Origin of the sequence: Paenibacillus cymbidii (genome assembly GCF_004764705.1) — a bacterium.
GTDB classification, from domain to species: Bacteria; Bacillota; Bacilli; order Paenibacillales; family NBRC-103111; genus Paenibacillus_AN; species Paenibacillus_AN cymbidii.
Genome location: NZ_SHLX01000008.1, coordinates 62,753 through 74,461 on the forward strand (window position 1 = coordinate 62,753; position 11,709 = coordinate 74,461).

At 57.5% G+C, this 11,709-nt stretch carries 15 protein-coding genes and 1 tRNA gene; all 16 read right to left on the reverse strand.

Annotated elements, in window-relative coordinates:
- A complete protein-coding gene (gene aroC / locus EXY20_RS12745; protein ID WP_135551528.1) occupies positions 1-1,164 on the reverse strand; it encodes a chorismate synthase in 1,164 nt (387 codons plus the stop codon).
- Positions 1,165-1,456: 292 nt separating this feature from the next.
- Positions 1,457-1,621 (reverse strand): hypothetical protein, encoded by a 165-nt coding sequence (locus EXY20_RS38885; RefSeq protein WP_167859200.1) that lies wholly within the window; start codon positions 1,619-1,621, stop codon positions 1,457-1,459.
- Between the two features lie 86 nt (positions 1,622-1,707).
- A complete protein-coding gene (locus EXY20_RS12750) occupies positions 1,708-2,490 on the reverse strand; it encodes a CheR family methyltransferase (RefSeq protein ID WP_135551530.1) in 783 nt (260 codons plus the stop codon).
- A 141-nt stretch (positions 2,491-2,631) separates the two neighbouring features.
- The gene (ndk, locus tag EXY20_RS12755; protein WP_135551532.1) at positions 2,632-3,075 is read right to left on the reverse strand and encodes a nucleoside-diphosphate kinase; all 444 of its coding nucleotides are present in this window, start codon (positions 3,073-3,075) and stop codon (positions 2,632-2,634) included.
- 135 nt (positions 3,076-3,210) lie between these two features.
- Positions 3,211-4,185 (reverse strand): polyprenyl synthetase family protein, encoded by a 975-nt coding sequence (locus EXY20_RS12760; RefSeq protein ID WP_135551534.1) that lies wholly within the window; start codon positions 4,183-4,185, stop codon positions 3,211-3,213.
- Positions 4,182-5,054, reverse strand: coding sequence for a menaquinone biosynthesis protein (locus tag EXY20_RS12765; RefSeq protein WP_135551536.1), 873 nt, complete (start codon positions 5,052-5,054; stop codon positions 4,182-4,184). Before EXY20_RS12765 ends, EXY20_RS12760 begins: the two co-directional genes overlap by 4 nt.
- Positions 5,041-5,649, reverse strand: coding sequence for a UbiX family flavin prenyltransferase (locus EXY20_RS12770; RefSeq protein WP_135551538.1), 609 nt, complete (start codon positions 5,647-5,649; stop codon positions 5,041-5,043). The genes EXY20_RS12765 and EXY20_RS12770 overlap by 14 nt, the downstream gene beginning before the upstream one ends.
- A complete protein-coding gene (locus EXY20_RS12775) occupies positions 5,643-6,515 on the reverse strand; it encodes a UbiA-like polyprenyltransferase (protein ID WP_135551540.1) in 873 nt (290 codons plus the stop codon). The genes EXY20_RS12770 and EXY20_RS12775 overlap by 7 nt, the downstream gene beginning before the upstream one ends.
- A 4-nt stretch (positions 6,516-6,519) precedes the next feature.
- Positions 6,520-7,236, reverse strand: a complete 717-nt coding sequence (locus EXY20_RS12780) for a demethylmenaquinone methyltransferase (RefSeq protein ID WP_135551542.1) — start codon at positions 7,234-7,236, stop codon at positions 6,520-6,522.
- Positions 7,237-7,246: 10 nt separating this feature from the next.
- A complete protein-coding gene (locus EXY20_RS12785) occupies positions 7,247-8,158 on the reverse strand; it encodes a heptaprenyl diphosphate synthase component 1 (protein WP_135551544.1) in 912 nt (303 codons plus the stop codon).
- Positions 8,159-8,278: 120 nt separating this feature from the next.
- Positions 8,279-8,815, reverse strand: a complete 537-nt coding sequence (locus EXY20_RS12790; RefSeq protein WP_135551546.1) for a hypothetical protein — start codon at positions 8,813-8,815, stop codon at positions 8,279-8,281.
- 98 nt (positions 8,816-8,913) lie between these two features.
- On the reverse strand, positions 8,914-9,135 hold the full coding sequence (mtrB, locus tag EXY20_RS12795; RefSeq protein ID WP_135551548.1) for a trp RNA-binding attenuation protein MtrB: 222 nt from the start codon (positions 9,133-9,135) through the stop codon (positions 8,914-8,916).
- A gap of 93 nt (positions 9,136-9,228) precedes the next feature.
- Positions 9,229-10,155: a phosphatase PAP2 family protein gene (locus EXY20_RS12800; RefSeq protein WP_235885776.1), complete on the reverse strand. Its 927-nt coding sequence runs from the start codon at positions 10,153-10,155 to the stop codon at positions 9,229-9,231.
- Positions 10,156-10,327: 172 nt separating this feature from the next.
- Positions 10,328-11,017: a histidine phosphatase family protein gene (locus EXY20_RS12805; protein WP_235885784.1), complete on the reverse strand. Its 690-nt coding sequence runs from the start codon at positions 11,015-11,017 to the stop codon at positions 10,328-10,330.
- Positions 11,018-11,110: 93 nt separating this feature from the next.
- A tRNA-Pro gene (locus tag EXY20_RS12810) sits at positions 11,111-11,184 on the reverse strand.
- A 198-nt stretch (positions 11,185-11,382) separates the two neighbouring features.
- Entirely contained in the window at positions 11,383-11,655 is a 273-nt protein-coding gene (locus tag EXY20_RS12815) for an HU family DNA-binding protein (protein ID WP_135551550.1), read from the reverse strand.
- Positions 11,656-11,709: the final 54 nt, after the last annotated feature.

The window sequence follows — 11,709 nt, forward strand, 5'->3', positions numbered from 1 at the left end:
TTAGTACCTCTCCACTTGCGCCTTGTAGCTTTCGTAATTGGCGCGAATTTCTTCGAGCGAATCTCCGCCGAATTTATCCAGGAAGGCACACGCTACTTCCCAGGCGACGACGCTTTCCATAATAACCGCCGCTGCGGGCACGGCGCATGTGTCGGAACGCTCGACCTGGGCGGTGAACGCTTCCTTCGTGTCGATATCGACCGACGGCAGCGCCTTGTAGAGCGTGGCGATCGGTTTCATGATGCCGCGCACGACAATCGGCTCGCCCGTCGTCATGCCGCCCTCGAAGCCGCCGGCGCGGTTGGATGCGCGATTGAAGCCTTCGCCCTGCTTATATTCGATCGGATCGTGCACTTGCGAGCCTTTCAGCGCGCCTGCCGCGAAACCAAGGCCAAACTCGACGCCCTTGAACGCATTGATCGACACGACCGCCTGGGCGATCCGGCCGTCCAGCTTGCGATCCCATTGCACATGGCTGCCAAGGCCGACCGGGCAGCCTTCGACGATCACTTCGACGATGCCGCCAAGCGTATTGCCTTCTGCCTTCGCCGCGTCGATTGCCGCGATGATCTTCGCTTCCGCTTCGTCGTCGACGACGCGCACCTGCGACGCTTCCGTACGCGCGATCAGCTCTTCGATCGGCAGTTCCGGCCGCTTCGCTTCCACTTCGCCGATACGCACGACATGGCACGCCGTACGAATGCCGAACTCCTGCAGCAGCCGCATCGCCACCGCGCCGCAAGCGACGCGCACCGTCGTTTCGCGGGCGCTCGAACGCTCCAGGATGTTGCGCAGGTCGCGCTGGTTGTATTTAAGCCCGCCGTTCAGATCGGCATGTCCCGGACGGGGACGATGAATGCGGCGGCGGCCTTCGTTGTCCTCGTCCACCGGCTCCGCGCCCATCACTTTCGTCCAGTGCGTCCAGTCCTTGTTCTCGACTACGAGCGCAATCGGCGCTCCCGTCGTTTGGCCGTGGCGCACGCCGCCGACGAATTGCACCGCGTCCTTCTCGATCTGCATGCGCAGCCCGCGGCCATATCCTTTCTGTCTGCGCGCCAGTTGCTCGTTTATCGCATCCGCCAGAAGCGGCACATTGCTCGGCATTCCTTCAATAATGGCTGTCAGCTGCGGACCGTGCGTCTCGCCCGCCGTCAAATATCTCATGAACTTGTTTCCCCCTGTTCAAGATTCGCGCCAGTCGAACAACAACCGCCAGGGCGACTCCCGGAAAAGGAGCGTGGCGGCGTCCGTTCAACCCTCATCCGTCGTCCATTAAGGCGCCGAAGCGAAGCGATCCGTACGCTTTAGCGCGTTTCTGCGTTAAGTATGTGCTAATTATAGTACAGCGCCCCGCATTTGACAAGAAACGCAAAATAACCCCACGGCGTGGGGTTGCGCGCTCTTCCAGTCATGCGTCGGCACGCCGAAAGGGCGGCCGCCCGCCAAGCCGCGGGCGCTATCCGTTCACTTTCACTTTGCGCAGACGGTTTGAACCGATATCCTCCCGCGGCACGTCGACCATACCCATGACGCGCATCGAATCGATACCGAGTATTTGCGCGCACTCCTGCAACGTAATAAACCCTCTCCGGTAAGCGAATATCACTTTGCGCTTGTCCACGGACATTCCTCCCAAACGGCTTGCGCTCCGCAAGCGCTGATCCTGATACCGGTAGTATAGGAATTATTGGAAGCGGTTATGCACGATCAGCGCCTGCGGTAAAAAAACGTATCCGCCGGCTCCAGTCCGTACTGCCCGGGCGAAAAAATTTGCTCTGTGCTGCCGACAAACAGAATGCCGCCCGGCCTCAGCGCCTGGGCGAACTTGTGATAAAGCATGTGTTTCGCTTCTTCGGTAAAATAAATCATCACATTGCGGCAAACGATCAGGTCGAACGACGTTTCGAACGTGTCGAGCAGCAGGTTCTGCTTGCGGAACGTAACGGCCTTCTTCAATTCGTCCGCGATCTTGAACGTTGCCGTCGTTTTGTCGCTGGTGAAAAATTTGTCTATGTATTTGCGCGGCACGTCGCGGACGGAACGATCCAGGTAGATGCCGGCCCGCGCCTTCTCCAGCGCGCCGTCGTCGATGTCGGTCGCCGACACGTAAGCGTCCTGCAGCGCCCTGAGCTCCGCCAAAATCATCGCAAGCGTATACGGCTCTTCGCCGGTCGAGCAGGCCGCGCTCCAGACGCGCAGTTTGCGGTTTGCCCGCAGCATGTCCGGAATGAAGCGCGATTCGAGGATTTCCCAGCGGTTCGGATTGCGCCAAAACTCGGAAACGTTGATCGTCATCCGGTCGAGAAATTCGTACAGGAGCGATTTATCCTTCACCAGCGCGTCAAAATAGGAAGCGAACGTGGTATGGCCTTTTTTCATCCGCAGTGTGGTCAATCGACGTTTCATTTGCGCTTCTTTGTACTGGTTCAAGTCGATTGTCGTGTAGTCTTTGATTTTGCTCACAAAAAGGGAAAAATCCCGGTCCTCCATGGACGAATACGCCTCCCTGACGATTTGCGCCGCGCCTTTTTATAGGCTTATGCGACTATTTTCGCGCGCAGAGAGTTTATATTCCATGAGGACCGGGCATTTTCCTTCTTGCCTGCAAGCAGATTGCGTCGAATCTTGGAACTAGATCCAGTGGTTGACCGGCTCGTCGTATGTCACCAGCTCGTCCGGCGTAAAATAGTTGCCGATTTCCCGCTCCGCGCTCTCCGGAGAATCGGAGCCGTGTATCAAATTGCGCTGCGTATGTACCGCGAAATCGCCGCGAATCGTGCCGGCGGTCGCTTCGAGTGAATTCGTTTTGCCCATCATGGCGCGGGACAACGCAATGACTTGATCGCCTTCCCATACCATGGCGAATACGGGGCCCGACGTAATAAACGCCATCAGCCCGTCGTAGAACGGCTTGCCTTCATGCTCGGCATAGTGGAACGCCGCTTTCTCTTGCGATACCCGCATCAGCTTGGCGGCAACAAGCCGGAACCCCTTTTGTTCGAATCGTTTGACGATTTCCCCGATCAACCCGCGCGACACGCCGTCCGGCTTGACCATCAGGAACGTTCTCTCCATGTGCGATCTCCTTTCATGCTTCTTTCATTCCTTTTTTATGCTCGCATCAGCATTAGCTACACTATACCACTCCGCAGATGCCCTTTACAAACGGCAAGCCGCTTGCGGCAAGGGCTGCAAGCGGCTTTATGCCGATCAGTTGCTTCGGCTGCCGACGAAATGGGCGATGCGGATCAAATCGCGTTTCGTCTGCCGGTCCGGCAGCGCGTCGAGCGAACGAATCGCCCGTTCGATATATCGTTCGGCAATCCGTTCCGCCTGTTTGAGTCCGACGCTGGTGCGCACCAGCCCGATGAACGTGTCGACGTTCGTCTGCCCGTCGGCGGCCTGGATCCGGTCCAGCTCGGCCAATAGCCGCTCGCGCCGGTCCGGCTCGCGCAAGGCCAGCAGCACCGGCAGCGTGATGTTGCCCTGTCTGACGTCGCTGCCGGGCGGTTTGCCGAGCTGCTGCTCGGTACCGCACAAGTCGAGCACGTCGTCGCGGATCTGGAACGCCATGCCGACATTGTAACCATAGGAATACAGCTTTCGGGCGAGCGGCTCCGGCGCATTGGCGGCGATGGCACCGAGCTGGCAGCTGATGGCGATGAGCAGCGCCGTCTTGCGTTTGATGCGCAGCAAGTAGTCGCGCACCGTCTGGCCCGTATGGAAGAAGAAACGGATCTGCTCCATTTCGCCGATGGACATTTCGACGATCGCCTTGGACATGATCTGATGCACAAGCGGATTCGGCAGCTGCGTCACGACGCCGAGCGCTTTGGCGAATATGTAGTCGCCCGTATACATGGCGATCCGGTTGTCCCACTTCGACTTCACGGTCAACTGGCCGCGTCTCGTATCCGCGTCGTCGATCACGTCGTCGTGCACGAGCGAAGCCATGTGGATCAGCTCCATCGGCACGGCGACCAGCTTGAGCGTTTCGGTGGAATAGTCGCCGAGCTCGCCCGCCAGCAACACGAAGATCGGTCGAATTCGTTTGCCGCCCGCCTTCAGCAGATGGACCGACGTTTCCCGCAGCATCGCATGCTCGGAAAACACGCCGCGCTCCAGCTCCTTTTCGATGTAGGCCATATCTCTTTTTTTGCGTGCATAAATATCGATGATGTTCATTCGTTCACCCGTACCGCCTTATTGAGATCGACGTCCCATATGTGAAGCGCCGCTGGCCGCTCGAGCAAGCCAAGCTCCCAGGCGCAATCGAAATAGTAGCGCAGCCCGGCTTGCTGCTCCCGGCCGAAATCGCTGCTCAAATGGGCGAAATAATGCCGCCAGTACGACGGGCTGCCGCCAATCGTGCGCACCGCTTCCGTCACAAGCGTTTCCGGATCGAGTTTGGCCTGCTCCTTGCTTGCCTGGAAGGCGGCATGCAGCTCGGCGATCAGTTCGCCGCAACGTTCGGCGGCTTCCTTGCGCAGCGCCCAGACGGCGAAGCTCATCCAATGACCGGTATGGCGGCGCCACAGCTCGCCGAGGTCGGTGACCAGGTATTCGCCGCTGCGGTCGTTGGCCCAGTGGGCGCGAATCGCGTCGTCGCCGATCAGCAGCGCCGCGTCGGCTTGCGCCATCATGTCCGGCAGCGAAGGCGCCGCGTCAAAATAAGTTGGCGACGCGCCGTAATACTTGGCGAGCAATATTTTGAGCAGGTTGACCGAAGTTGCCGAGGTGGTCGGCAGTGCAAACGTACCGGCAAGCGTTTGCGCAAGCGGCTGGCGATGGAACAACAGAATCGAATTGACGTGCCCGAACGCGCTCACCGACAGGTCCGGCAGCAGCACGTAACGATCCCCGGCCTCCCCGTAAGCGAACGACGAGATCGGCCCGAGATCTACTTCGCCCCGCGCCATTGCCCGGTTGAGCCCGGACGGCACCTCGGCGACGATCGTCGTCCGTTCGGCGAACCGTTCGTAATCGAAATGATGAAAGACCGGCCATACATTGGCGTAGCTGATTCTCCCGATGCGTATCTTAGCGTTGTTCATCCGGTTCTCCCCATCTTCTGTACAAATCGTGATCGACGCCCATCTGGTCCAGCACTTTGCCGACGAGGAAATCGACGACTTCCGCAAGCGATTGCGGCTTATGGTAGAAAGCCGGCATCGCCGGGATAATGCGCGCCCCAAGCCGCGCCAGCGTCAGCATGTTCTCCAGATGGACCGCATGCAGCGGCGTCTCCCGCGGCACGACGAGCAGCGGCCGGCATTCCTTGAGCATGACGTCGGCAGCGCGCTCGATCAGGTTGTCCGACGCGGCGCGGGCGATGCCGGACAATGTGCCCATCGAACACGGCACCACGACCATGCCGGCGGTGCGGAACGAGCCGCTGGCGACGCTTGCGCCGATGTCCTGCACGGGATGATGGATCAGCTTGCCGGGCAAGCCGGCGAACTTCGATTCCAGCGTTTGCTTGCGCCGCGCCGCGTCCCAGCCGAGCTCGTCCGACAGCACCCGCCAGCCGGCATCGCTAATAATCAGATGCACGTCCCGGCCGGAAGCAAGCAGCGTTTCGCACAGCCGCACGCCGTAAATCGCTCCGCTCGCCCCCGTCATTGCCACGATCCAGTTTCCTTTCACCATGTTGCGACCAACAAATCGACGAGTGTAAAAGCGAACACAACGATGCTAAGCACCCCGTTCATGGTGAAAAAAGCGGTGTTCAGCTTGGACAGGTCATTCGGCGACACGATGTAATGCTCGTAGAACAAGATGAGATAAGCGATCATGATGCCCGCAAAATACCACCAGCCGAGATCGGTCATCGCGAACAGCGCGATCAGCCCGACAGCGGTTAGAATATGAAACGCTCGGGCCAGCGCCAGCGCGCCGCGGATGCCGAAACGGCCCGGTATCGAATGAAGCTTCTCCTTGCGGTCAAACTCCATGTCCTGGCAAGCGTAAATGACGTCGAAACCGGCTGTCCAGAACGCAATCGCGATGTAAAAGACGATGGCCGTTCCGTCAATCGTGCCGCTGACCGCCACCCAGCCGCCAAGCGGGGCAAGCGCGATCGTCATGCCAAGTATCAAGTGACACGCCCAGGTAAACCGCTTCGTGTAGGAATAAAAAACGGTCATAAAAACGGCGATCGGCATCAGCTCCATCGCCAGCTTGCTCAATTGGGACGCGGCGACGAACAGAACCGCGAACGAGACGATGATGAAGACGATGACTTCCTTGGATGACAGCAGCCCGGCCGGTATGGCGCGGCCCGCGGTGCGCGGATTGCGTTTATCGATCGCGCGGTCGATGACGCGGTTCAGTCCCATCGCGGCGCTGCGAGCGCCGACCATGCACAGTGTGATCCAGCCGATTTGCTCCCACGACGGGAGCTTGTCGTTCACAACGACGCTGCCGAGCAACGCCCCCATGTAAGCGAAAGGAAGGGCGAACAAGGTATGCTCGAATTTGATCATTTCAAGAAAAACTTTGAACTTGTGCAACATAGTTTCACTCCATCTTCGGAATCGGCTTCCTGCCGATATGCAGCGCGGCGACGCCTCCGAACAGCGGGTACGTCTCGACGGCATCAAGGCCGGCGGATGCGAACATGGCGGCAAGCTGCTTGTGGTCGGGGAAGTTGACCAACGATTCGGGCAGCCAGCGGTACTGCTCGTATCGTTTGGCGATCAGCTTGCCGAGCATCGGCAGTATGCGCTGAAAGTATAAATAGTAGATCGACTTGAACGGCTGCCACGTCGGCTTGGACAGCTCCAGCGAAACAACGAGGCCGCCCGGCTTGACGACGCGGCGCATTTCGCTGATCACTTGCGCGATGTCGGGCACGTTGCGCAGTGCAAAGCCAATCGTGGCGTAATCGAACGTATCGTCGCCGAACGGCAAGCTCATTGCGTTGCCTTCGACCAGCGTAATCCGGTCGTCCAGTCCGCGGCCTTTCACTTTCGCAGCGCCGTACTCCAGCATGTTGCGGCTGAAGTCAAGCCCCGCAATCGCGCCGCTGCCGCTGGCATTCGCCAGGTCGATCGTCCAGTCGCACGTGCCGCAGCAGACGTCGATCGCCGTGGAGCCGGGCTTTACCTTCATTTTGGCCATTGTAAAACGCCGCCACGCTTTGTGCCGGCGAAAGCTGATAATATCGTTCATCAAATCGTATTTCGGCGCCACGCTTTCGAACACCGCATGCACAAACTGTTCCTTTGACTTCATTGCGCTTCTCCTATCGTTCCTCTAGCACTTTCATCTTGCGCAGCGGCGCGGCGAACGTCTCCACCAGCTGCGTGATCTCCTGCATCAGCTTGTCCGAATCGAGCTGCTTGACACAGCTCCAGACATGCTGAACCTGCGCCTCAAGCAAATGGAACAGATGGCCGCCGGCATTGTATTTGTGCAGCAGCGAACGAATTTTGAGCGGGTCCGGCTCTTCGGCGGCGAGCTGCTTGCGCTCCTCCTTCGACGCTTCCTGCCACAGGTGCCAGTACGCCCAGCTGCCCCGCAGCGACTGCGGCGAATCCAGTCGGCGCATCTCCTGCGCCAGCACCTCGCAGCGGGTAAAGCTGTGCAGCACATCGGGCCACAAGCCGCTGACGACGCCCTGCATCTTGCTGCGGAATGGCAAAAAAAGCTGCATGCGGATATTGACCGTCTGGTGCACGTACTCCTCCGCCGTCAGCTTCCACTGCTTCATCAGCATATACAAGTTCACTTTCAGCCGGTTCGCTTCGCAGATCGCCGCGGACAAATGGCGGATGGTTTCGATTTGGCCGGCCTGGGCCAGCAGATGATAAAATTTGGCGCTGAAATAATCGCCGGCCAGCACTTTCAGCTGACGCGACCGTGCGGCCCGCTTCTCCTTGCGATCGCTTGATTCAGGCACCATGTCGTGGATATCGAGGCCCATCTGCACAAGCGAAGTGACGAGGGTATACAGCTCGTCCATGCCTCGGCGCACACCGCCGACGGCAGGCAACCGGAATTCGTCGCCGGGCGCTTCGCCGCTGCCGGAAGATTGCAGGCAGGCGTACAGCAGCCTGGCGCGAAATTCAGGAAACGCGGGCAGTTCCGTATGGTTCTGAATCATATCGTATTCCAAATAAGGTTTCGCCATTTCGGGAATGGGGAAATTCGTCATCGCAAAGCCTCCGAACGTTAGTCGACCGCATCAGCATTTTATTATAGCACAATCGCCTACGGACCGCACGAAATTGCCCGGGCTAAGGCGCGAGCGAATCGGCGCCGATTGCCGTTTTGGCTACATGCGAAAAAACTGCTTCCATTCCTGCGTGTATGTGACACGATATCTGGAAGCCAAATACTGCTCGACATCCGTGACGCCGGAGCCGTCCGCTTCCTCCGCCCGCTCCCCGTCCGGATCCCGGCGCGCGTCGAGCGCCGCGAGCAGTACCGCGTCCCGCTTGCTGTTCGTCGGCTGCCGAAGGATGCGTACCAGCACCTGGTTCACGTTCGGCGTATCGGTGACACCGAAGCGGGACAGTTCGTACATGTCGTGATACACCGTATCTTTGGCCATCGTTGTTGGCGTGACGAGCAAGTCGACGGACAGTATGGACGATTGCCATTCCACTCTTGTTATGCGCAACTGCAGCGGCAGCGCCTGCAATCGTTCTACCAGATTGCGTTCGCCGAGCGCCGAATGGTTCTTCGGGGAAAAAGCGGGCGACTCGCCGCCCGGCCGATATAACCGGTCAAGCCCGGGCATAAAGGCAAGGAGCAGCGCGACAAGCGCCGAGGCAAACAGTGGTGCGGCGACGTAACGAAACAGCTTCAATCGGCCATCCCTCCCGGGGCAAGAACCGGCGGAAAAAGCCGGCTTATCATCATTGTACAACAAAAAAATGCAGGCTATGCCTGCATCGGGATGGCGATTTATTGTTCGGTGTCGATCGTGCCGTACCGCGTCATAATAATGGCTTTGCCCCGCACCTTGACCGCCGACGTATGTTCGGTAAACTGCGCGATCATCACTTCGCCCTTGTCCAGCTTCTCGGTATGATGAAACCGCGTATCTTGACCGCGCGTCAAGCCGATGACGTGAACGCCGTTGTCTTTGGCCTTGATGACGAAATAATCGCCCTGGTTCGTTTCCATGCTTGCCCCTGCCTCCCGTCTTGTCGCTTCGCGCCTGCGGCGCGCTTTCTATCATCATGCCTTATAAACAGCCGCGCTGTCAACGAACGGGCGTCAAACCGCCATCGAATCGCCGCCCGCTCCTTTCGTTGACCCACGTTTGTAGAAACGGGTAACGACGGCCGGCATATGGACGGAAAAAAACTTGATCAGCAGATCGGCCAGCTTGACCACGCCGTAGGCGAACGCCATGCCGGCGATCACGTCGATCAGCCAATGAATTTGCAAGTACAGCGTCGAGAAGATGATTGCCGCGCAATACACCGTCATGATCGTGCGGAAGATCATGTCCTTCTCCCGCTGAACGAGCAGCAGCATTGCGAACGAGATCGACGTATGCATGCTGGGGAAACAGTTGGCTACCGAATACAGCAACTCGTTCTGACTTGTCCATTGCCGCGCCAGCAAATCGGTCTGGTCGTTGACGAACCATACTTCGTGCAGCAGCACCAAATTGTAAAATGGCAAAATGAGCGGAAACTGCAGCATATGGCCCGACAGGGCGTAAGAAAACATCTTCTTCACGCTGCGCGTCCAGTAACTGCGAATCAAACAAATCCACAACGACAGCACGAAGCCGTAGTTGTACACCCACACCATCAGCCGGTCGAGCCGCGGCGAAGCGATCCAGCGCGCCCAGCCGCCCGTATTGAGCGGGATGGCGTTCATGTATTCGTCCCAGCGAAACGGATACTGGTTGTTGCGGAACATCCAGTAAGCGATGTCCCACCAGATGCTGTTGCCGGAGCCGTAAAAATAATAAAACACGGCCAGCAGCGGAATGCCAACCGCAAAAAAACGCTTCCAATCCACATCGACGCGATCCTTGCGCACACCGATCAAACAGGCCAGCAGCAGCATCCAGCAGCCTTCGCTCCAGCCACCTACCGTGCCGATGCGCCAAACCAAATAGATGGACACCACGATGCCAAGCATCGTCCAATCCAGGCGCAGCTGTTGTTTCATTTTGTCCAGCAGCAAAGCAATCTCTCCTTCGTATCGTAGCCGGTGCGCCGTTTCATCGGACGAAACCAAAAAGACATCGCACGCGACGATGTCTTCCGTTATGATTTTGAAGTTGTCGGCTCCTTCATTATAGAAGCAAATTGACGATCTGTAAACAATTTGTAAATTGATCCGTCCATCTGGCCCCTCATTTCCATATCCTTTCGATGCTTTCCAAACGGTTCCGCTGAAAGGTCATCCGATAAATATCGGGTTTGGAGGTGCTCTCCCAGAAATCGAAGCCGTAACTGGCATCGTAATAGTTCATCATAATCGTCATGATATTGCCATGCGTGCCGATGACGATTGATTCACCTTGATGCTGCTGCAGGATCATTTCGAGTACGGGTATGGCTCGCCGCTGCGCGCTGCGCGTACTTTCCCCGCCCTCCATAGCAAAATCGTGGTCGGTGAAAGAGGTCCGTATCGCTTCTTGCAACACATCCCAAGAGGACTTGTAATCCAGCCCTTTGATCGGGCGTTCGATGAACGCTTCGTATTCCACAATGGGCAATGATTTTTGCTCCGCGACGAACTGGATGGTTTGGACCGCCCTGACGTACGGGCTCGATGCCATATAATGAACGTCAAGATCCGCGAAACATTCCGCCACCCGTCTGGCGTCCGCTACTCCTTCCGGCGATAAACCGCGCTCCCGCTCCTGCCCAAAAACAAAGGGCGACTCCGCATGTCGTACCATGTAAATGGTCGTAAAGACGTTGCCTTCCATCATCGCCGTCTCGTCTCCCTCCGATTTACCGCTTTTGTTAGCGCCGCAATCCACTATAACTTGATCTAAAATCTCCGATTCCAATACGCCGCCAATTGGGGGCTGCATGACAAAAACCACTTCCCTCGCATGTAGTTGAACTACACCGAAGAAAGTGGTCCTGCCTGGGAAATTCGTGTCATGTGTAGCCAACAAGCGTAATCGGAGTAGCGGGATTCGAACCCACGGCCTCACCCACCCCAAGGGTGCGCGCTACCGGACTGCGCCATACCCCGACATCGATACCCTTTGATTATTATAGTCAGCGCACTGTAACTTGTAAAGGGTTTTCATCCGTCGACACCGGAGGTGAAGCTTTTAACGCAAGTTTCATACGCTGCAAGGCCCTGAGAAAGCGAAAAGCCGCCCCGCCTGCCTGATGGCGAAGCGGAACGGCTTTTTGTTCGAATGACTTTATGTAGGAACGGCGCTTCTTACTGTACCCCGTCGCGCAATGCTTTGCCGGGTTTGAAAGAAGGGACCTTGCTGGCGCCGATTTCGATCTCTTGTCCTGTTTGCGGGTTGCGGCCTTTACGGGCTGCACGCTCGCGAACTTCAAAGTTGCCAAAGCCGACCAGTTGCACCTTGTCTCCGCCTTGCAGCGCCTCGGTGATTGCTTCGAATACGGCTTCAACCGCTTTCGTTGCATCCTTTTTGGAAAGTTCGGAAGTTTCCGATACTTTGTTAATCAATTCGGATTTATTCATTTTCTTTCACCTCCCCATCGTGATAATAATGCTATTACTACCCTGTGTTTACCG